The sequence below is a fragment of the Streptomyces altiplanensis genome (genome assembly GCF_053591575.1).
The window spans coordinates 1-20978 of the sequence record NZ_JBSFUB010000090.1; the positions used below are offsets into that span (position 1 = coordinate 1).

The 20978-nt window shown below is 72.3% G+C and carries 16 protein-coding genes and 1 pseudogene; 3 read left to right on the top strand and 14 right to left on the bottom strand.

The genetic code is table 11. From position 1 onward, the window contains the following. The 7 genes and pseudogenes from ACWD0Y_RS28870 to ACWD0Y_RS28900 form a co-directional block, all read right to left on the bottom strand. Positions 1–78: pseudogene (locus tag ACWD0Y_RS28870) on the bottom strand (sigma factor-like helix-turn-helix DNA-binding protein); the annotation flags it as partial. 115 nt (positions 79–193) lie between these two features. Then, a complete protein-coding gene (locus ACWD0Y_RS28875) occupies positions 194–823 on the bottom strand; it encodes a hypothetical protein (protein ID WP_450263264.1) in 630 nt (209 codons plus the stop codon). Next, a complete protein-coding gene (locus ACWD0Y_RS28880) occupies positions 808–1929 on the bottom strand; it encodes a ParA family protein (protein ID WP_450263265.1) in 1122 nt (373 codons plus the stop codon). Before ACWD0Y_RS28880 ends, ACWD0Y_RS28875 begins: the two co-directional genes overlap by 16 nt. Before the next feature lie 380 nt (positions 1930–2309). Then, positions 2310–3425, bottom strand: coding sequence for an alanine dehydrogenase (ald, locus tag ACWD0Y_RS28885; protein WP_093803636.1), 1116 nt, complete (start codon positions 3423–3425; stop codon positions 2310–2312). Between the two features lie 145 nt (positions 3426–3570). Beyond that, positions 3571–5628: a tetratricopeptide repeat protein gene (locus ACWD0Y_RS28890; RefSeq protein WP_450263266.1), complete on the bottom strand. Its 2058-nt coding sequence runs from the start codon at positions 5626–5628 to the stop codon at positions 3571–3573. Between the two features lie 198 nt (positions 5629–5826). Beyond that, positions 5827–6453 carry an NUDIX domain-containing protein gene (locus ACWD0Y_RS28895; protein WP_093801523.1) on the bottom strand — a complete coding sequence of 209 codons (627 nt, stop codon included), beginning with the start codon at positions 6451–6453 and terminating at the stop codon, positions 5827–5829. An 82-nt stretch (positions 6454–6535) separates the two neighbouring features. Then, positions 6536–8194, bottom strand: a complete 1659-nt coding sequence (locus ACWD0Y_RS28900; protein ID WP_450263267.1) for a CTP synthase — start codon at positions 8192–8194, stop codon at positions 6536–6538. A gap of 407 nt (positions 8195–8601) precedes the next feature. Between ACWD0Y_RS28900 and ACWD0Y_RS28905 the strand changes: the two genes are divergently transcribed. Beyond that, positions 8602–10404, top strand: a complete 1803-nt coding sequence (locus ACWD0Y_RS28905; RefSeq protein ID WP_450263268.1) for a glycoside hydrolase family 15 protein — start codon at positions 8602–8604, stop codon at positions 10402–10404. Positions 10405–10509: 105 nt separating this feature from the next. Here the strand turns inward: ACWD0Y_RS28905 and ACWD0Y_RS28910 are convergent, their stop codons facing one another. Beyond that, positions 10510–12021, bottom strand: a complete 1512-nt coding sequence (locus ACWD0Y_RS28910) for an APC family permease (RefSeq protein ID WP_450263269.1) — start codon at positions 12019–12021, stop codon at positions 10510–10512. A 235-nt stretch (positions 12022–12256) separates the two neighbouring features. On the opposite strand from ACWD0Y_RS28910, the gene ACWD0Y_RS28915 reads away from it, so the two are divergent. Next, the gene (locus ACWD0Y_RS28915) at positions 12257–13906 is read left to right on the top strand and encodes a PucR family transcriptional regulator (protein ID WP_450263270.1); all 1650 of its coding nucleotides are present in this window, start codon (positions 12257–12259) and stop codon (positions 13904–13906) included. On the opposite strand, the gene ACWD0Y_RS28920 is transcribed toward ACWD0Y_RS28915, so the two are convergent. The 5 genes from ACWD0Y_RS28920 to ACWD0Y_RS28940 all read right to left on the bottom strand — a co-directional run bounded on the left by ACWD0Y_RS28920 (position 13903) and on the right by ACWD0Y_RS28940 (position 19691). After that, entirely contained in the window at positions 13903–15012 is a 1110-nt protein-coding gene (locus ACWD0Y_RS28920) for a glycosyltransferase family 4 protein (protein WP_450263271.1), read from the bottom strand. The two genes, ACWD0Y_RS28915 and ACWD0Y_RS28920, sit on opposite strands and share 4 nt — an antisense overlap. Positions 15013–15319: 307 nt before the next feature. Beyond that, positions 15320–17038, bottom strand: a complete 1719-nt coding sequence (gene recN, locus ACWD0Y_RS28925; RefSeq protein ID WP_450263280.1) for a DNA repair protein RecN — start codon at positions 17036–17038, stop codon at positions 15320–15322. 634 nt (positions 17039–17672) lie between these two features. Then, the gene (locus tag ACWD0Y_RS28930; protein ID WP_450263272.1) at positions 17673–18605 is read right to left on the bottom strand and encodes an NAD kinase; all 933 of its coding nucleotides are present in this window, start codon (positions 18603–18605) and stop codon (positions 17673–17675) included. Beyond that, the gene (locus tag ACWD0Y_RS28935; RefSeq protein WP_450263273.1) at positions 18602–19417 is read right to left on the bottom strand and encodes a TlyA family RNA methyltransferase; all 816 of its coding nucleotides are present in this window, start codon (positions 19415–19417) and stop codon (positions 18602–18604) included. Before ACWD0Y_RS28935 ends, ACWD0Y_RS28930 begins: the two co-directional genes overlap by 4 nt. 7 nt (positions 19418–19424) lie before the next feature. Next, the gene (locus tag ACWD0Y_RS28940) at positions 19425–19691 is read right to left on the bottom strand and encodes a hypothetical protein (protein ID WP_450263274.1); all 267 of its coding nucleotides are present in this window, start codon (positions 19689–19691) and stop codon (positions 19425–19427) included. A gap of 42 nt (positions 19692–19733) precedes the next feature. On the opposite strand from ACWD0Y_RS28940, the gene ACWD0Y_RS28945 reads away from it, so the two are divergent. Further along, positions 19734–20084, top strand: coding sequence for an SCP2 sterol-binding domain-containing protein (locus ACWD0Y_RS28945; protein ID WP_450263275.1), 351 nt, complete (start codon positions 19734–19736; stop codon positions 20082–20084). 5 nt (positions 20085–20089) lie between these two features. Here the strand turns inward: ACWD0Y_RS28945 and ACWD0Y_RS28950 are convergent, their stop codons facing one another. Further along, positions 20090–20929, bottom strand: coding sequence for an ABC transporter ATP-binding protein (locus ACWD0Y_RS28950; RefSeq protein WP_450263276.1), 840 nt, complete (start codon positions 20927–20929; stop codon positions 20090–20092). Positions 20930–20978 lie beyond the last annotated feature (49 nt).

Here is a 20978-nt window from a genome sequence, read left to right on the forward strand (position 1 = left end):
GAGCTTGGCCAGGGTGCGGCTGAGGAGGCGGGAGACCTGCATCTGGGAGACGCCCAGCTCGGCGCCGATCCCGGCCCGCGCCCCAGGCTGCGGCGTGGGGCCCTGGCGGGCTGGGCGGGGACGTCGGTGGGCGGCATCGCGGGTCCAGGTGCGGGAAAAGAAGCAGGGGCAGCGCAGGCTACCTCCGGTACGGTCAGCGGCCGCGCAGGCGCCGTACGAGAATGCTCGCGTCGCCGCGCGACTCCAGGTCCGCGAGTACGACGGCGACCGCTTCCCGCACGATCCGGCCGCGGTCGACGGCAAGCCCGTGCTCACCGCGCAGCACCAGCCGCGCGTGCTCCAGGTCCATCAGTTCCTCGGCCGAGACGTAGACCGTGATCTTCTCGTCGTGCCGTTCGCGGCCGCTGGGACGGCGGTTCGCCCCGCGTCCGCCCCGGCGCCGCGGCTGGGCGCCCGTGGCAGGGGCCGCAGAACGCTGCTGGGAGGGCTGCTGCGAGGCCGGCTGGCCCTCCGGCGCGCGGCGGGCCTTGGCGGCGGCAGCGGCCGCCTGGTCGCCCTCCACGGCCCGGCTGCGGTGCCCGCCGGCCTCCGCGTCGGCGGCGGTGTGCTCAGCCGCGTCACCGGAGCCGGAGCCGGCAGAGCCCCGGGGCGGCGCGCCCTCGGACTGCTCGGCCGCCGTCGTGGGGTCGCTCTCCGCCGCGGGACCGGGCACACGCGCCTCGCCGCCCGCGGGCGGGCGGCGCGGGGACGACGACTGAAGCGCCATCCCCCCGGTCGTGCGGAACAGTTCGTCGGCCCCCGGCAGACTCACTCGGCGTGACACCGGGCGAGCACCTCCCTGGCGAGCTGGCGATAAGCGGCCGCACCGACCGAGTTGGAGGCGTACGTCGTGATCGGCTCACCGGCGACCGTGGTCTCCGGGAAGCGGACCGTACGCCCGATCACCGTGTGGTAGACGTGCTCGTCGAAGGCCTCGACGACCCGCGCCAGCACCTCACGGCTGTGCACCGTGCGGGAGTCGTACATCGTGGCGAGGATGCCGTCGAGCTCCAGGTCGGGGTTGAGCCGCTCCTGGACCTTCTCGATCGTCTCGGTCAGCAGGGCCACGCCCCGCAGCGCGAAGAACTCGCACTCGAGCGGCACTATCACCTTGTGGGCCGCCGTCAGGGCGTTCACGGTGAGCAGACCGAGCGAGGGCTGGCAGTCGATCACGATGTAGTCGTAGTCGGCCATCAGCGGCTTGAGTGCCCGCTGAAGTGTCGACTCGCGGGCCACCTCGCTGACCAGCTGGACCTCGGCCGCCGACAAGTCGATATTGCTCGGCAGCAGGTCCATGTTGGGCACCGCGGTCTTCAGGAGGACCTCGTCGGCCGACATGCCCCGCTCCATGAGCAGGTTGTAGACCGTGAGGTCGAGCTCCATCGGGTTCACGCCGAGCCCGACCGACAGGGCTCCCTGCGGGTCGAAGTCGACGAGCAGGACCCGTCGGCCGTACTCCGCGAGGGCCGCACCCAGATTGATCGTGGACGTCGTCTTGCCGACGCCGCCCTTCTGGTTGCACATGGCGATGATCTTCGCGGGGCCGTGGTCGGTCAGCGGGCCCGGGATCGGGAAGTACGGCAGCGGCCGTCCGGTCGGGCCGATGCGCTCGCGGCGCTGGCGGGCAGCGTCGGGGGCGAGGGTGGCCGCGTACTCGGGGTCGGGCTCGTACTCTGCGTCGGGATCGTAGAAGTGCCCCTCGGGCACCTCGTCGAAGTCGGCGAAACGGGTGGTGGACTTGTCCCCACTCTGGTCGCCGGCCATGGCGTTCACGTGTAGGCCGTCCATGCTCTGGTGGGCTGTCGTCATGTGCTGATGGGTGGCGAAGGTGCGGACAGCGACGGAGCCGACAGCCTGGAGCCCCGACGGGTCCTGGCTCCGCGCAGGCATCCCTGGTTGACCACCCCCGGGAGTAAATGTCGACTCATTCACAAGTCGTCTTACCTCCTTGGACGTGACCAGGAAACTTATCGATAGGTCAGCGTGGCACCATGCCGACGATTGGCGACTCTATGGCGTGTCACCGGTCCGCAGCAACACAATCCGCCGGACCCGGCCCGATGTGTCGGCAATGGAACACCCCTGTGTCAAGGGTGCGCGGGCGGCAAACCGGGGCACGGGCCACGCGTTTCACAGGGTCGCGAAACGGTTAAAGTGTTACGTTCGCGGCGAGTTGAACAAGTCCTCGAACGCAGCCGGACACGCATCCGGCCGGACCTTGTCGACAAGGTCCGGCCGGATGCGTGAGGTTGACGACTTTTGTTGACGCGTCAGGCGAGGAGCGTGCCCAGCTCGACGTGCGGCAGCTCGTGGGCCTCGGCGACCTCGCGGTAAACCACCTGGCCGTCATGGGTGTTGAGACCCTTGGCGAGGGCGGCGTCGCGGCGCAGCGCCTCGACCCAGCCGCGGTTCGCGAGCTCCACGATGTACGGCAGCGTGGCGTTCGTCAGCGCGTACGTCGAGGTGTTCGGGACGGCGCCCGGCATGTTGGCGACGCAGTAGAAGACCGAGTTGTGGACGTTGAACGTCGGCTCGGCGTGCGTCGTCGGGTGCGAGTCCTCGAAGCAGCCGCCCTGGTCGATCGCGATGTCGACAAGAACACTTCCGGGCTTCATCTTGGCGACGAGCTCGTTGGTGACGAGCTTCGGGGCCTTCGCGCCGGGGATGAGCACGGCGCCGATGACGAGGTCGGCCTCGACGACGGCCTTCTCCAGCTCGTAGGCGTTGGAGACGATCGTCTTCACCTTGGTGCCGAAGACCTTGTCGGCCTCGCGCAGCTTGTTGATGTCACGGTCGAGCAGGGTCACGTGGAAGCCCATGCCGACGGCGATCTGGGTGGCGTTCCAGCCGGAGACGCCGCCGCCGATGACGACGGCCTCGCCGGCCGCCGTACCCGGGACGCCGCCCGGCAGCACGCCGCGGCCGCCGACCGAGCGCATCAGGTGGTACGCGCCGACCTGCGGGGCCAGCCGGCCCGCGACCTCGGACATCGGGGCGAGCAGCGGCAGGGCGCGGTTCGCGGTCTCCACCGTCTCGTACGCGATCGCCGTGGTGCCGGACTCCAGCAGGGCGTCCGTGCACTCGCGGGAGGCGGCGAGGTGCAGGTAGGTGAAGAGCGTCTGGTCCTTGCGGAGGCGGTGGTACTCCTCGGCGATGGGCTCCTTGACCTTCAGCAGCAGGTCAGCGGTGGCCCAGACCTCGTCCGCGGTGGCCAGGATCTGCGCACCGGCGGCGACGTACTCGCCGTCCGTGATCGAGGATCCGGCGCCGGCGTTCTGCTCGACGAAGACCTGGTGGCCGTGGCGCACCAGCTCGTGCACTCCGGCGGGGGTGATGGCCACCCGGAACTCGTTGTTCTTGACCTCGCGGGGGATGCCGACCTTCACGTCGATCACGGTCCTTGGCTCAGGGGAATAAAGGGGTCAATGCCATACATACCCAGGTACGCACGGCACACCCGGGGAACACCGCAATATGACGCGGCAGAGCCAGTCTAATGAAGGATTTCCAGCTGTCTAGCCTTACAAAGCATCAATCTCCCAGCGAACCACTGCGGATTTCGTAGGCAGAACCCTCTTCTTCAAGCAGTCTTTCCGCAGTGGCCCTGTGCAGCCGCGCGGCCGCCGGGTCCCCCAGCCTGTCGAGCGTGTCCGCGAGCCTCAGCTCCAGCGCCGCGTGCAGCCGCACGTCGTCGGCCCGGCGCGCCCACTCGACGGCCTCGCGGCACGTGCGCAGCGATTCCTCGGGCCGGCCCGCGTACTCCTGCACCCGCGCGACTTCGCTCAACGCCCGCGCGTGACCCGGCAGATCGCCGGCCCTGCGGTGCCCCGCCGCCGAAGCCCGCCAGTTGCGCAGCGCCTCGCCGTAACGGCCCGCATAGGTGTGTACGGTCCCGAGCCGCCCGTACAGCCGCGCCGCGTCGGCGTGCTCTCCGCGCGTCAGCCGCTGTTCGAGCGCCCGGCCGTACCAGTCGGAGGCGCGTGACCAGTCGCCCAATTCCTGATATGTCCCCCCTACGGATTCCATCGCGCGGCCCGTCGCGTACGGGTCGCCGGCCGCCCGGCCCGCGTCCAGCGCCGCCCGGTAGCGCGTCAGCGCCTCCTGCGTGCGTCCGGTCCGCGCGTCCAGGTCGGCGAGGTTCAGCAGCGCGGCGGCCTGTTCGCGGTGCAGACCGCACCGCTCGGCCACATCGAGTACGAGCCGGTGCAGCCCGTACAGCTCGGGGGCCGCGGCTTCGGGGCCCCGGTGCGCCACCAGCGCCCGCACCAACGCGGCCACCAGCCGGCGCGCCAGGGTGTCGAGTTCACCGTCCTCCACCGCGACCCTGGCGGAGGCGAGCAGCGCGGGCTGCCGGACCCGCAGCCACTCGGCGGCGGCCGGGACGTTGGGGAAGCGCAGCGCGCGCGGCAGCCCCGACAGCTTCTTGCGGGCCGGGGAACCGTCGGGCTCGGTGACCGCCCGGCAGGACTGGAGCCGGCGTACGGTCCGCTCCAGCATCCTGGCCCGGGCCAGCTGCACCTCGGCGGGCCGGTCCAGGTCCTCCATCAGCGCCTTCATCATGGGCGCGAGGCAGCCGGGCACCCCGTACTGCGGGCCGGTCTCCCGCTCCCGGCCCGTCTGCCTCCTCAGCAGGCCGAGCGCGACGAAGTCGTCCAGTGCCGTCTGGGCGCCGGAGACCGAGCAGCCGGCCAGCGCGGAGGCGGTGTGCGCGTCCACGAGACCGGCGGGCGCCAGGGCGAGCAGGCGCAGCATCCGCGCCGTGGGCTGCGGCAGCGACTCGTACACGAACCGGAAGGCGCGGGCGAGCGGCCTGGCCCCGGTGGGCTGCGCGGGATCGACCGGGATGTCGTGCAGCCGCTTGGTCACGTCGGAGACCGACGCCTTGGGGCTGGCCGCGAGCCAGCCGCCGATCAGCGCCAGCGCGGCGGGCTGCCCCCCGCACTCCTCGGCGAGCGTGTGGGCCGCCGTGGGGTCGACGGTGATCCTGACCGCCCCCGTGGAGCGGGCCAGGAACTCGACGGCGGAGCCGGTGTCCAGGCCGCCGATCGTGCAGGGCCGGACGCCGGGGATACCGGTGAGCGGGCCCCGGGCCGTGGCCACGACCAGGCAGTCCGGGTTGTCGGGCAGCAGCGGATCGACCTGCTCGGCGTCGGCGGCGTCGTCGAGGACCAGCAGGACACGTCGTACCGCGAGCGCCTCGCGCACCAGCTCGGACAGCTCGTCGTCCCCGGCCCCGGGCGGGGCGGCGATCCGGAGGTCGTCGAGCAGCGCGCGGGCCGTGCGCTCGGTGGGCACGCGCTCGCCGCCCGGGTCGGTCAGCCGGGCACGCAGCACGCCGCCGGGGTAGTCGCCGGCGAGGCTCGCGGTGAGTTCCCCGGCGAGGGCGGTGCGCCCGGAACCCGGGCGCCCCGCGATCAGCAGCACGCGCGCCCCCGGCGCCTTGCGGCCGGCGAGGGTGTCGAGCCCGGCCCGCTCGATGTCGGCCCGCAGCTCCTTCAGCTCGCGCGCTCTGCCGAAGAACTCGCCCGTCGCCCGCCCTGCCGCGGAACCCGCCGCCGTGCCGCTGGTGTCCACCGCCTGATCCGTCACGGGCCACGCTCCCGTCCGCCTGCGCACAAGCCCGTCCGCGTCTGCGGCCGGGAACTTCGAGCGTAGTTCACTCTCTGCTACGGACCGTGCGGAGCGCGGCGAGGGCGTCCCCCGATCGGATCAGCAGATTTTCACTCCCCGCCCCGGTTCGGGGGCATGGCGGGGCGGGGCGGGGACGAAGAAGTCCCGCAGGCCGGTCTAGGCGTCGAAGGGGCGCGCCGGCCACGGCGTGCCGGCCGGGCGGAGCGCGTCGACCCCGTCACCGGCGAGCGCGGCCGTCAGCGCGAGAACGCCCGTCACCAGGCAGGTGTTGTGCAGGTCCCCGGCCAGCACGCCCCGCACGAGCTCCGGGAGCGGGACCCGCGCGTGCTCCATGTCCGCCTCCTCCTCCTCGACCAGGAAGCGCTCGCCCTCGGCCTCGGAGAGACCGCTGGCGAAGAAGATCCGTACGGCCTCGTCGCATCCTCCCGGCGTGGGGTAGATGTCGGCCAGCACCCGCCAGTCCTCGGCCTTGACGTGTGCCTCTTCGTAGAGCTCGCGCTGAGCGGCGCTCAGCGGATTCTCGCCGGGTACGTCGAGCAGGCCCGCCGGGATCTCCCAGAGCCGCTGGCGCACGGGGTGCCGGTACTGGCGGATGAGCAGGACGCGGTCGTCGTCGTCGAGGGCCAGGACCGCCACGGAACCGGGGTGGACCTGGTAGTCGCGGCGTACCACGGTGCCGTCGGGCATGACCACGTCGTCGGTGCGGACACTCGTCTTGTTGCCCGTGAAGGGAACCACGGTCGCGGTGACCTGCCACTCCTCGGGGGTGTCCTTGATGGCCATGAAACGTCCTCCCAAAGCAGAAAGCAGAAAGCCGGGGTACGGGCCCGAAAGGCCCGTACCCCGGCAACCGTATCTCTTGCGCCTACTTGCCGGTCTTGCCGGTCTTGCGCTCCACGGCCGCCTTCACCAGGCCCGCGAAGAGCGGGTGCGGGCGGGTCGGGCGGGAGCGGAGCTCGGGGTGCGCCTGGGTGGCGACCAGGTAGGGGTGCACCTCGCGCGGGTACTCGACGTACTCGACGAGCTTGTTGTCCGGGGACGTGCCGGAGAAGACGATGCCCGTCTTCTTCTCCAGCTCCGCGCGGTAGGCGTTGTTCACCTCGTAGCGGTGGCGGTGGCGCTCGTCGACGTAGGGCTGGTCGCCGTAGACCTCACGGACGATCGAGCCCTCGGCGAGCTTCGCCGGGTACAGGCCCAGGCGCATGGTGCCGCCCAGGTCGCCCGCGCCCTCGACGTACGCGAGCTGCTCCTCCATGGTGGAGATCACCGGGTGGGCGGTCGCCGCGTCGAACTCGGTGGAGTTGGCGTCCGCGATGCCCGCCAGGTTGCGCGCCGCCTCGACGACGATGCACTGGAGGCCCAGGCAGAGGCCGAGCAGCGGGATCCTGTTCTCGCGGGCGTACTGGATGGCGCCGACCTTGCCGTTGACGCCGCGCTCGCCGAAACCGCCGGGGATGACGATCGCGTCGACGTCCCCGAGCTGCTTCTCGGCGGCCGCCTGCGTCTTGCAGTCGTCGGAGGTGACCCACTTGACCTTGACGCGGGCCTTGTTGGCGAAGCCGCCGGCGCGCATGGCCTCGGTCACCGACAGGTAGGCGTCGGGCAGGTCGATGTACTTGCCGACGAGCGCGACCGTGACCTCGTGGTCGGGGTTGTGGACGCGGTCCAGCAGGTCCTCCCACTGGGTCCAGTTCACGTCGCGGAACGGCAGGTCCAGCTTGCGGACGACGTACGCGTCCAGGCCCTCGGTGTGCAGCACCTTCGGGATGTCGTAGATCGACTTGGCGTCGATCGCGGCGACCACGGCGGCCTCGTCGACGTCGCACATCAGCGAGATCTTGCGCTTGATGGACAGCGGCACCTCGCGGTCGGCGCGCAGCACGATGGCGTCCGGCTGGATACCGATGTTGCGCAGCGCCGCGACCGAGTGCTGCGTCGGCTTGGTCTTCAGCTCACCGGACGGGCCGATGTAGGGCAGCAGCGAGATGTGCACGACGAAGACGTTGTCGCGGCCGACCTCGTGGCGGACCTGGCGGACCGTCTCCAGGAACGGCAGCGACTCGATGTCACCGACCGTGCCGCCGACCTCGGTGATGACGACGTCGACGTCGTCGGTCGCCATGCGCCGGATGCGGTGCTTGATCTCGTTGGTGATGTGCGGGATGACCTGGACGGTGTCGCCGAGGTACTCGCCGCGCCGCTCCTTGGCGATGACCTGCGAGTAGACCTGGCCGGTGGTGACGTTGGCCGAGCCGTCGAGGTCGACGTCGAGGAAGCGCTCGTAGTGGCCGATGTCCAGGTCGGTCTCGGCGCCGTCGTTGGTGACGAACACCTCACCGTGCTGGAAGGGGTTCATCGTGCCGGGGTCGACGTTGAGGTAGGGGTCGAGCTTCTGCATCGTGACCCGAAGGCCCCGCGCCTTGAGCAGCGCACCCAGGCTGGAGGCCGTCAGGCCCTTACCGAGGGAGGAGGCGACACCCCCGGTGACGAAGATGTGCTTGGTCGTCATGGATTTGGGCGGCATCGCCAAGAGGGGGCTCCCGTGGTCGCGAGGTGAGGTGCGTACCGGCTGCCGGCCCGGAGTGCGGGTGGTGCCGTCGCTGCGGTTTCGGGGCCCCTGAATCTCACAGACTGGCCACCGGTCCACGGGGTACCAGGGTATCAGCGACGGAAGGAGGCCGCTTCCGGCCACACGCCGCATCGTCCGCGACCGGCGACTCACCCTTGGCTCGCCCGTTCGGCCGACCGGTGTTGCCGGTACCGTCGCGCAGAGCACTTGGACGCGACGTATCCTGCTCTGATACATCGCTGCGAGCCGGCCGGCGAAGGCACCATCATCGCCCGCTCCCGGGACCAAGAGCTCGTCGAGAATCCCCTGACCGCAAGTGCCCCTTAGAGGGCGGACGTGGCCGTTCGACTGGAGATTGCAACGTGGCCGGGCGCATCGAGGACTACGCACTCATCGGAGACATGCAGACAGCGGCGCTGGTCTGCAGGGACGGCACGGTCGACTGGCTGTGTCTCCCGCGCTTCGACTCACACGCCATTTTTGCCGGGATCCTCGGCACCGAGGAACACGGATTCTGGCGGATCGGCCCCGCGCACGCGGCCGAGGCCGGCCCGCCGGCGGCCGACCGCCGCCGCTACCGCGGGGACTCCCTGATCCTCGAATCGGAGTGGGACACCCCGCGCGGCACGGTCAAGGTGACCGATTTCATGCCGCCGCGCGACGGCGCGCCCCAGCTGATCCGGATCGTCGAGGGCGTCAGCGGCCGGGTGCGGATGCGCTCCGCGCTGCGGATGCGTTTCAGTTACGGCCGTGTGGTGCCCTGGGTCCACAAGGTCGAGGCGCGGACGGTCGCCGTCGCCGGGCCCGACTCGGTGTGGCTCGACACCGACGCCGAAACGCACGGCGAGGACCTCACGACGTACTCCGACTTCACCGTCTCGCCCGGTGAGCGGATCGCCTTCACCCTCAGCTGGCAGCCCTCGCACAAGGAGGAGCCGCCGCTGCCGGAGCCCGAGGCCGCGCTGGAGGCGACCGCCGACTTCTGGCGCGACTGGGTCGAGCAGTGCACGTACCACGGGCCCTACCGCGAGCCCGTGGTCCGCTCGCTGATCACCCTGAAGGCGCTGACGTACGCCCCGACCGGCGGCATCGTCGCCGCGCCGACGACGTCGCTGCCGGAGGAGATCGGCGGCGTACGCAACTGGGACTACCGCTACACCTGGCTGCGGGACGCCGCGATCACGCTGTCGTCGCTGCTGCGCACCGGCTACCGCGAAGAGGCGCGCGCCTGGCGCGAGTGGCTGCTGCGGGCGGTCGCGGGCGACCCGGAGAACCTCCAGATCATGTACGGGATCGCGGGTGAGCGGGAGCTGGGCGAGGCCGAGCTGGACTGGCTGCCGGGCTACGAGAACTCGACCCCCGTACGGGTCGGCAACGGCGCCGCGCACCAGTTGCAGCTCGATGTGTACGGAGAGGTCACGGAGGCGCTGCACCTGGCCCACATGACGGGTCTGGCGCGCAACGACTACGCCTCGCTGCTCCAGCTCAAGCTGATCCGCTACCTGGAGACCCACTGGGACCAGCCGGACGAGGGCATCTGGGAGGTGCGCGGCCCGCGCCGTCACTTCGTGCACTCCAAGGTGATGGCCTGGGTCGCCGTGGACCGGACCATCAAGCTGATCGAGATGGGCGACGCGGACGGCCCGATCGAGAAGTGGCGCGAACTGCGCGACGAGATCCACCGCACGGTGTGCGAGAAGGGCTACGACCCGGAGCGCAACACCTTCACCCAGTCGTACGGGTCGAAGGAGCTGGACGCCTCCCTGCTGCTCATTCCGCAGGTGGGTTTCCTGCCGCCCGACGACAAGCGGGTCATCGGCACGATCGAGGCGATCCAGCGCGAGCTGTCCACGGAGGACGGTTTCGTACTGCGCTACCCGACCGCGGGCGAGGACGCGGGCGTGGACGGTCTCGCGGGTGACGAGGGCGCGTTCCTGGCGTGCTCGTTCTGGCTGGCCGACGACCTGGCGATGATCGGCCGGGTCGACGAGGCGCGCGATCTCTTCGAGAAGCTGCTGGGGCTGCGCAACGACCTCGGGCTGCTGGCCGAGGAGTGGGACTCCCGGCTGCAGCGCCAGGTCGGCAACTTCCCGCAGGCCTTCAGCCACGTGCCGCTGATCGACACGGCACTGCGGCTGACGGCCAGTGGTGCGTACGGCGGCTGACCGGGCCGGCCCACCGGTCGCTTCCGGGCGGCGCGGGCTCCCTTCGCCCGCGCCGCCCGGCGCCCGGTCCGCGCACCGCGTGCGTACGGGACGCGGGAGCGCTCCTCAGACGGTCGCGGCCGGCTGACCGGTCTCGCTGTCGTCGGTGCGCTCGGCCGCGTCCTCGAGGACGATCCGGCCGATGACCGCGTAGCGGTCGGGCCGCTTGGCCCTGAGGTGGAAACCGAGTCCGAGGCCGCCGGAGAAGACCAGGCCGACGATCCACGGGATCAGCTCGAAGAAGAGGGAGTCGGCGGCGAGTCCGGCCGCGGTCTCCATGTTGATCACGAGCAGTACGACGACGGCGATCATGCCGATGCCGCCGAGCAGCGGAGCGGTGAAGGTCCTGAACCAGTGCCGGTCCTCCGGGTGGTTCTTGCGGAAGTAGCCGATCACCGCGAACGAGCAGAGCGTCTGGACGACGAGGATCGCCATCGTGCCGAGGATCGCCAGCAGCGTGTACAGGTGGATGTACGGGTCCTCGCCGGCCAGCCAGAAGGCCGCGACCAGGAGCGTGGCGACGGCGGACTGGACGTACGACGCGATGTACGGCGATCCGTGCGCGGGGTGCGTACGGCCGAGGGCGGGGTGCAGGAAGCCCTCGCGGCCGATCGCGTAGAGGTAGCGCGAGGCGCACTGGTGGAACGCCATGCCGCAGGCGAACGAACCGGTGAGCAGCAGCCACTGGAAGGCGTCGACGGCCCAGGCGCCGATGAACGCCCGCGCCGGGTCGAAGAAGAGGTCGAGCGGGGCGGCGGAGGACGAGACCTCGACCGCGCCGTCGAGGCCGTTGCCGGCGATCGTCATCCAGGAGACGTAGATGTAGAAGAGGCCCACGCCGATCACCGAGATCAGGGTCGCGCGCGGGATGACGCGCTTCGGGTCGCGGGACTCCTCGCCGTACATCGCGGTCGACTCGAAGCCGACCCACGACCAGAAGGCGAAGAAGAGACCGAGCCCGGCCGACGTGCCGGTGAAGGCGTTCACGGGGTTGACGGGTTCCACGGGGATGCCGTCCGGGCCGCCGCCCGCGAGCAGCACGGCGGTGGCGACGGCGAAGAGCACGGCGATCTCGGCGACGAGCATGACGCCGAGGGCCTTGGCGGTGATGTTGATGTCGAAGTGCGCGAGGACGCCGGTCACGGCGAGCATTCCGGCGGCGTACACGATCCAGGGAATGCCGACACCGAGCTGGTCGGCGACGGTCGTCTGCCCGAAGTAGGCGAAGATGCCGACGATCGAGGCCTCGAAGACGATGTACGCGAGGACGGCGAGCATCCCGGACGCCATGCCGGCGATGCGGCCGAGGCCGTGCGAGATGTAGCCGTAGAAGGCGCCCGCGGCGGTGATGCGCCTGGCCATGGCGACGTATCCGACCGAGAAGACGGTCAGGACGAGGGTCGCGAAGAGATAGCCGGCGGGGGCACCCGTGCCGTTGCCGAAACCCACGGCGATGGGGAGGTTTCCGGTCATCGCGGTGATCGGCGCCGCGGTGGCGACCGCCATGAAGACCACACCGACCAGTCCGACGGAGTTCGCCTTGAGCCGCTGGACCTCACGTACGGGTTCGTCAGACATGCCGCGCCCTCTCTCTGTGTACGGGGGCGACAGTCTCGGCCCGGGTGACGCAGGCCACAATCGACACCGGGTCACTCAAAAGCCGTGCGGGGGCGACGACTTGTCGGCCCGCGGGACCACGCGGTGTGTCTCGTGACCGCGGGGGGATGTTCCCGGAACGGACACGCGGGTAGCGTCCACCGGATGCGGTGCCTTCCCGGGGCACGGCAGGAACGACGTCACGAGGTACATCTCAGTGGAAACGCAAGGCGGCATCACCGTGCAGCGGGCGCTGGAGCTGCCGGGGCTCCGCGGCGGACTTCCCGAGGTCGTCGCCGGCGCCGACCGGCTGAACCGCACGGTGCGCTGGGTGCACGCGGGCGAGGTGCCGAACATCGCCTCGCTGCTCAAGGGCGGCGAGCTGCTCCTGACGACCGGCCTCGGGCTCGGTACGCGCCCCGCCGAGCAGCGCGCCTTCGTACGCCGCCTCGCGGACCGCGGTATCGCGGCGCTGGTGGTGGAGCTGGGCCCGCGCTTCAGCCGGCTGCCTTCGACGATCGTGGAGACCGCGCGGACGGCCGGGCTGCCGCTCGTGCAGCTGCACCGCGAGGTGCCGTTCGTGTCCGTGACCGAAGAGGTCCACACCGAGATCGTCAACGGCCACTACACCCTTCTGCGGCGCGCCGAGGAGGTCCACCGGCGCTGTACGGAGGCGCTGCTCGGCGGGGGCGGCATCCCCCAGGTCCTCGGCATCCTCGCGGACTTCACCGCCAATCCGGTCTTCCTAGAGACGGCGGACGGGCAGCTGCTGTACGCGGCGGCGCCCGGATCGGGCGAGGCGTGCGCGGACCCCCTCCAAGTGTGGGAGGGCCTGCGCGGTCAGCGGGAGACGCGCGAGGCGGGCCCGCCCGCGAACGGCGTGCTGGTGGACGTACCGGGCGGCGGCCACGGCGCGGGGGCGGTGAGGGCCAGGATCGCCCTGCTCGCGGTCGTGTCGCCCCTTCTGCCCGTCCACCGGATCGCGGCCGAGCGGGCGGCCGGGATCCTCGCGGTCGTCCTGATGCAGGCGCGCCAGGAGGAGGAGCTCGCCGCGCGTGGGCGCGGTGACTTCCTGACGGACCTGGCGGAGGGCCGCATCGCGGCCGAGGACGCGCCCGCGCAGGCCAGGGTGCTCGGCTTCAAACCGGGCGAGGGGCCGCTGCTGCCGGTGGTGATGCGGCTCGCGGCCGAGCTGGCGCCGGCCGGCAACTGGGCGGTGCTGGCGCGGGCCGTCCTGGAAGAGCTCTCGGCTGTCGGCGTGCCGGTCCTCCTCGGCGTACGCCCCGTGGAAGGCCGCGTACCGCTGCTGCTCGGCCTGCGCTCCGAATCGGAACGTACGGCGGTCGCCGACCGGGTGGCCGCCGCGCTGCGCGCCGGGGTGCAGCGGGCCGGCCTGGAGCGCGCGGGCGGCCACTCCCCGGTCGTGGTCGTCGGCGTCGCGGGCAGCTGGGCGGCGGCGTCCGCGGGCCTGCGGCACGCGGCGGAGACGGCCACGGCCGCCCAGGGGCTCTCCGACCGCCCCTGGTACGACGCCCGGCGTCTCGACATCGACCTGCTGCTGTGGCGCCTGCGCGACCATCCGGACCTGGCGGCCTTCGTGGACCGGGCGATCGGCCCGCTCCGCGACCACGACCGGACGTCCCGCCCGCCCCTGCTGCCCACGTTGCAGACGTATCTCGCGCACGCGGGCCGCAAGGCGGAGACGGCCCGCGAGCTGCATCTGAACCGCCAGACCCTCTACAACCGCCTGGCCCGCATCTCCGAGCTCCTCGGCACGGACCTGGACGACCCCCAGACGGTCCTGGCCCTGAGTCTCGCCCTGCGCGCCCGTCGCCACACGGTCCAGGGCACCACCCCGTCCGGCTAACCCTGGCCGGTCAACTCGTCGTACACGCTGAGCACTTGCGCCACGGTCTCGTCCTCGGTCGGCCAGGTCGCGGCCTGCACCCTGCCCGCCTCGGCCAGCCACCGCCGTCGCGCGGGGTCGGCCAGCAGCCGGACGACCGCTCCCGCGAGCGCCTCGCTGTCCCCGTACGGGACGAGTTCGGCGGCGTCGCCGACCAGCTCCGGCACCCCGCCGACCGCTGTGGCGACGAGCGGCACGCCGCAGCGCAGTGCTTCCTGGGCGAGCACGGAACGCGCCTCCCACCGGCTGGCGAGCACCGCGACATCGGCGGCGGCGAGAAGCTCGCCGATGTCGTCACGGCGGCCGATGAGCCGGACGGGCAGCGATTCGTCCTCGATACGCCGCTGGAGGGCGCCACGCTCGCGCCCCTCGCCCGCGACGACCAGGAGGGGCGCGGGGTCGAGGTCGCGCCAGGCCCGGGCGGCGTCGAGGAGGGCCTCGTACCCCCGGCCGCGCACGAGGCTTCCGACGGCCATGACCAACGGCCTTTCCACGGCGCCGAGTTCCGCGCGCGCCTTGCTCTCGGTCGCGTTCACGGGCGGACGCGGCGCGGGCACGGTGACCGGCGCGAGCCGCGCGTCACGCGCACCCCGGCTGCGGGCCCGGGCGACCAGGTCGGACGACGTGCCCAGCACGACCGCGGCCGCCCTGGCGGCCCTGCGCTCCAGCAGCCGCACCACGGGACCGCGCGGACCGTCGGCGTCCGCCCGGGTGTGCCAGGTGACCACGAGGGGGATCCGCCGCCCCTTCAGCGCCAGCGCACTGCGCACGGCGGCGTGCAGCCCATGGGCGTGCACGAGGTCCGCCCCGGCGCAGGCCGCCCGCAGCGCCGCCACGGCCACGGGATCGCTGCGCCGCGGCACGGGGACGAAACTCGCCCCCGAACCACCGAAGTCGTACGGGGCCTCGACCCCCGCGGGAGCGCAGACCGCCACCCGCAGGCCATGCGCGACGAGCCCCGCGGCCAGCGACCTGACGTGCGCGCTGCTGCCCGCGCTGTCGCCGCCGAGGACTTGGACCACGCTCAGCGGCGACTGGCCGTACGGCGGGACCGGGGTGCTGCTCACGTCGGTCGGAGCTCCTGAGTCGGCGTCGAACGGCGGGCGTGCCGCGCACGGGGGCGTGCCGCGCACAGCGGGCGTGCTGCGCCAAGAATGCCAGTCCGTACGTGCGTTCCGGCGCCGCGGAAGGGTCGAACCCCTGGTCGCACTTCACCGGTGTCACCCACATAGGTGATCAACGGTCTCCGTGGAACACCACAGCACGCACGCCGCCGGCGCCCGGTGTCAACGGCCCCGGCGCCCCCGGGCCGGAGGCCGTACAGCAGCGGGGCCGGCGAAGTGAGCGGCGCGGGCGGCCACCACCGCCACCGCGCTACCCGTCGCTCCGCGCCGCCGCCAGCAGTTCCTCCGCGTGCGCCCGGGCCGTTTGGGAGTCCTCCTGCCCGGCCAGCATCCGCGACAGCTCCCGCACCCGGTCCTCGCCCTCCAGCACCGTGACCCCGCTGCGGGTGACCGACCCGTCACTGGTCTTCTCCACCAGCAACTGCCGGTCGGCGAACGCCGCGACCTGCGGCAGGTGCGTCACCACGACGACCTGCGCCGACTTGGCGAGCTTCGCCAGCCGCCGTCCGACCTCGACCGCCGCCTTGCCACCCACACCCGCGTCGACCTCGTCGAACAGGTAGGTCGGCACCGGATCGGACCCGGCGAAGACCACCTCCACCGCCAGCATCACCCGGGAGAGCTCACCGCCCGAAGCGCCCTTGGCGATCGGCCGGGGCTGGGCACCGGGGTGCGGCGCGAGCAGCAGCTCGACCTCGTCGGCCCCGGACGGCCCGTACGCCACCAGCCGCCCGCCGACCTCGACCCCCTCCGGGTCCTCGGCCTGCCGTACGTCGATGGTGACCCGCGCGTGCGGCATGGCGAGCGACGCCAGTTCCTCGGTGACGGCGTCGGCGAATCTCTTCGCCGCCTCCGTGCGCGCGTCGGTCAACGCCTGCGCCAGCCCGGCCAGTTCTTCCCGCAGCGCGTCCCGCTCGGCCGTCAGCTCGCCGATCCGGTCGTCGTCGCCCTCCAGCTCGGTCAGGCGTGCGGAGCCGTCCTGGGCCCACGCGAGCACCGCCCTGATGTCCTCGCCGTACTTGCGCGTGAGCTGGGTGAGCGCGGCCCGTCGCTCCTCCACCGCGGAGAGCCGCAGCGGATCGGCGTCGAGGTCGTCGGCGTACCCGGCCAGTTCCCCCGCCACGTCCCCCAGCAGGATGCCGATCTCACCGATGCGCTCGGCCAGCGCGGCGAGCGCCGGGTCGTGGGCGCGTACGGCGTCCAGCGCCCGGTGCGCCCCGGCGACCAGGGTGGTCGCGTCGACGCTCTCCGGGTCCTCGGGGTTCCCGACGAGCGCGGCGTGCGCGACGGCCGCCGCCGAGGCCAGGGCTTCGGCGTGCCCGAGCCGCTCGGCCTCCGCGGCGAGTTCCACGTCCTCGTCCGCCCGCGGCTCCACCGCCGCGATCTCGTCGAGCCCGAAGCGCAGCAGATCGGCCTCCTGCGCACGCTCACGCGCCCGGGTGGTCAGCTCGTCCAGCTCCGCCACGACGGAGCGCAGCCGCCGGTACGCGGCCGCGTACTTCGTATGGGGGACGGCGACGGCGTCGCCCGCGTACCGGTCCAGCGCCTGCCGCTGCCGGGCCGGCCTCAGCAGGCCCTGCTGATCGGTCTGCCCGTGTACGGCGACGAGGTCGTCGGCCAGCTCCGCGAGGAGCCCCACCGGAACCGACCGCCCGCCCACGTGGGCACGCGAACGCCCCTCGGCCGAGATCGTTCTGCTGACCAGCAGCGCCCCGTCGTCGAGTTCGGCGCCCGCCTCCTGGGCCCGTACGGCGGCGGGCGCGTCGGCGGGCACGGTGATCCGCCCCTCGACGACCGCCGCCTTGGCCCCGATCCGCACGAGGGCGGGGTCGGCGCGCCCGCCGAGCAGCAGCCCGAGACTGGTGACGACCATGGTCTTGCCCGCGCCGGTCTCGCCGGTCACCGCGGTGAACCCCGGTGACAGCTCGACGACGGCATCGTCAATGACGCCCAGCGACCGTATCCGCATCTCCTCCAACACGGACACGACCTTACGAGGTCCTGACCCCACTGTGCGACGGACCCCGCTCCGACACTCCCCCGCGCTGTCCCTCGCTCCCGTGCGCTCCGGCCTCGCTCACCCGCGGAAAACCCGCCCGGGCCCGGGTGATCACCCCGGCGCGCGGCATGCTCTCCCGCCCACCCCCTGAACTCATGAGGCCGGGACGGGCAGGGCCGGCCCTGCGCGGCCGGCGCCCCGCCTTCGCCGCCCGCAGACCCGGACGGCGTGTCCGCGCGCGCGAGCGGCGCGGCCGCGGCCCTCCCGGCCGGTTTGATCTACATGTCGATTTTCGTGGTCGTATCCACCCCGGGCACCGCGTCGGCTCCCCACTCGGCGGGGTGCCGGCCCGATCCCCCGGAACACGGCCTTCCAGACCGTCTGGGCGCCGCCGGTCTGCCTCGCGGACGCGGTGGTGACGACGACGGCGGCCGCTCTGCCGGCGCCCCGCGCTTCTCCCCCGCTCCGCCCGGCCAAGGCCCCCGGCGAGGCGTCGGCCGGCCACCGAGGGCGCATTCCTCGTCCTGGTCCTCTTCCGCGCGGGCTTCGCCGCGCGATCACCACGGCCGGCGCGACGCCGTGGACGCGCCGGAACGGCCGGTGATCAGTGCGGTGCCCCGCGCCATCCCGACACGGGAAGGGCGAACTTGGCGACGAGCCGGTCGGTGAACGACGCGTGGTGCAGCCGCGCCAGCCGCACGGGGACGGCGCCCCGCCGCACCTCCACCCGCGCGCCGGCGGGCAGTTCGACGGTCCTGCGTCCGTCGCACCACAGCACACCGTGCGGCGTGTGCTGCTGCACCTCCACCGCGAGCACCGAGGCCGGCGACGTCACCAGGGGCTTGGCGAACAGCGCGTGCGCGCTGATCGGCACCATCAGCAGCGCCTCCACCTCGGGCCAGACCACCGGCCCGCCCGCCGAGAAGGCGTACGCCGTGGAGCCGGTCGGGGTGGCGCAGACGATGCCGTCGCAGCCGAAACCGGTCACCGGCCGGCCGTCGATCTCCAGGACGACCTCGAGCATCCGCTCGGGCGAAACCTTCTGCACGGCGGCCTCGTTGAGCGCCCAGTCCTCGTGCACCACATCGCCGTTGTTGCGCACGGTGACGTCGAGGGTCATCCGTTCCTCGACCTCGTAGGCACGCGTGACGACCCGGTCGACCACCTTGTCGAGGTCGTCGCGCTCGGCCTCCGCGAGGAAGCCGACGCGGCCGAGGTTGACGCCGAGCATCGGCACCCCGGAGGCGCGCGCGAACTCGGCGCCGCGCAGCAGCGTTCCGTCCCCGCCGAGGACGATCAGCAGTTCACACCCGTCGAGCACGGCGGGCGAGGCTTCCGCCACCAGCTCCACGGACGGCGGCAGCGGCAGGTCGGCCGCCTCCGCCACCAGCACGCGCACGCCGATTCCGCTGCGCAGCAGCCCCTGTACGACCAGTTCCGCACTGCGGATCGCCGCCGGGCGTCCGGTGTGCGCGAGCAGGAATACGGTGCGTGTTCCAGCAGGTCCGTCTGTCGTCGTCGCTGTCGTCGCTGTCAACTCGGCCCCTCCGCCACTGCACGGTCAACATCCGCCGGGTCGAGCTCGGGAGCTCCGGCCCGGAGCCACAGAAAGTACTCGACGTTCCCCGAAGGCCCGGGCAGCGGGCTGGCGGTGACGCCCCGTACGCCCAGCCCGAGCTCCCACGCCTGCCGGGCCACCGCCCGTACCGTTTCGGCCCGGAGCCCGGCGCTGCGTACGACGCCGCCGCTGCCCAGCCGGTCCTTGCCCACCTCGAACTGCGGCTTCACCATCATCACGAGATCGGCGTCCGGCGCGGCACACCGCACCAGCGCCGGCAGCACCAGCCCCAGCGGGATGAAGGACAGATCGCCGACGACCAGGTCGACCGCCTCCCCGTCGATCGTCTCCAGTGTCATTTCCCGCACGTTGGTACGGTCCTTGACGATCACACGTTCATCGGACTGGAGCGACCACGCGAGCTGGCCGTACCCGACGTCGACGGCGACGACCTCCCGGGCCCCGGCCCGCAGCAGCACATCGGTGAACCCGCCGGTCGAAGCCCCGGCGTCCAGCGCCCGCCGCCCCTCGACCTCCAGCCCCAGCGGTACGAACGCCGCCAGCGCGCCGGCCAGCTTGTGCCCGCCCCGCGAGACGTAGTCGGGGTCGTTGTCGTCCTTGAGCACCACCACGGGGGCACTGGTCTCGACCTGCGTGGCGGCCTTGGTCGCGACGGCGCCGCCCACCTTCACCCGCCCTGCGGCGATCAGCTGGCTCGCGTGCTCCCGTGAGCGTGCGAGGTTCCGGCGGACCAGCTCGGCGTCGAGGCGTCGGCGCGCGACTCCTGCCACGTTCGGTTCAGCTCCTGTGGTCGTACGGGGAAAGGGGCGCCGGAGGACCCGGTCGTGCGTCCAGCGCGGTCAGCGCCTCACGCAGCCCCTGGTGTACATCCTCGTACACCGCGATGTGCCCGTCCGCCGGGAGGTCGTCCGCGGCGCCCAGCCGCTCGAGCAGCGCGTCGACAGCGGCGTGCCCGGTGGGGGTGCGCCCGGCCCCGAGCGGCGCCGGTGCGGCCGGGTCGTACACCGCGGCGGCGGCTGCCGCCGTCTCGTCCTCGTCGTTCATGCCCCGACGCTACCCCGAAGGGCTGGGGTACCGTCGGTCCCGATGGCAACGATGGAAGAGTGCCGCGGCGCACTCGGTGAACTCTCGGACAATCTGGCTCGGGCCGACGACGACGGCGTACGCAGCGCCGCCTCGCTCGACCGTTCCCTGAGCTGTCACATCACGGATCTGGACATCACGTTCACCGGCCGTCTCGCGGACGGCCGCATCGACGTACGGGACACGCACGACGGGCCCCCGCGCGAGCGCGCCGAGATCCGCCTGGCCATGACCGGTGACGACCTGGTCGCCATGGTCGGCGGCGAGCTGAACTTCGCGAAGGCCTGGGCCTCGGGCCGGGTGAGGCTGGAGGCCGGTTTCCGCGACCTGATCCGGCTCAGGAAGCTGCTGTAGCCGCCTCAGGAAGCTGCTGTGGCCGCCGCGGCCACCGTCCGGCCGTCGCGCGCCTTCCGCGCCGCGGGCACCACCAGCGGCGTCCCGGTCTCCGGATCGTCGATGACCTGGCAGCGCAGCCCGAAGACCCGCTCCACGAGCTCCGCCGTGACCACCTCGGACGGCGGCCCCTGCGCGATGACCTCGCCGCCCCGCATGGCGATCAGGTGCGTGGCGTAGCGCGCGGCATGGTTCAGGTCGTGCAGTACGGCGACGAGGGTGCGCCCCTGCGTCTCGTGCAGTTCCGCGCACAGGTCGAGCACGTCGATCTGGTGCTGGATGTCGAGGAAGGTCGTCGGTTCGTCGAGCAGCAGCAGCGGCGTCTGCTGGGCGAGGGCCATCGCGATCCAGACGCGCTGGCGCTGCCCGCCGGACAGCTCGTCGACGTAACGGTCGGCCAGTTCGCCGACGCCCGTCGAGGCCATCGACTCCCCGACGATCCGCTCGTCCTCGGGCGACCACTGCCGCAGCAGCCCCTGGTGCGGATAGCGGCCGCGCGCCACCAGGTCCGCGACCGTGATCCCGTCCGGCGCGATGGACGACTGCGGCAGCAGCCCGAGGGTCCTGGCCACCTTCTTCGCGGGCATGGAGCCGATGGCGTTCCCGTCCAGCAGCACCCGCCCCTGCGTGGGCTTGAGCATCCGTGAGAGGGCGCGCAGCAGCGTCGACTTGCCACAGGCGTTCGGCCCGACGATGACCGTGAAGGAGTTGTCGGGTATCTCGACGGACAGGTTCTCGGCGATGACCCGCTGGTCGTAGGCGAGGGTCACGGATTCCGCACTGAGGCGCTGACGCTGCACTGGCATGCTCCTGGGGTTCTTCTCGTTCACGTGCGAGATCGTCGGATGCGGATCC

Coding starts and splice junctions, on each gene's coding strand:
- ACWD0Y_RS28880 (WP_450263265.1), bottom strand. CDS start 1,929: ATGCCTGCGCGGAGCCAGGACCCGTCGGGGCTCCAGGCTGTCGGCTCC.
- ACWD0Y_RS28895 (WP_093801523.1), bottom strand. CDS start 6,453: ATGGCCATCAAGGACACCCCCGAGGAGTGGCAGGTCACCGCGACCGTG.
- ACWD0Y_RS28900 (WP_450263267.1), bottom strand. CDS start 8,194: ATGCCGCCCAAATCCATGACGACCAAGCACATCTTCGTCACCGGGGGT.
- ACWD0Y_RS28910 (WP_450263269.1), bottom strand. CDS start 12,021: ATGTCTGACGAACCCGTACGTGAGGTCCAGCGGCTCAAGGCGAACTCC.
- recN (WP_450263280.1), bottom strand. CDS start 17,038: ATGCGGATACGGTCGCTGGGCGTCATTGACGATGCCGTCGTCGAGCTG.
- ACWD0Y_RS28940 (WP_450263274.1), bottom strand. CDS start 19,691: ATGAACGACGAGGACGAGACGGCGGCAGCCGCCGCCGCGGTGTACGAC.
- ACWD0Y_RS28945 (WP_450263275.1), top strand. CDS start 19,734: ATGGCAACGATGGAAGAGTGCCGCGGCGCACTCGGTGAACTCTCGGAC.
- ACWD0Y_RS28950 (WP_450263276.1), bottom strand. CDS start 20,929: ATGCCAGTGCAGCGTCAGCGCCTCAGTGCGGAATCCGTGACCCTCGCC.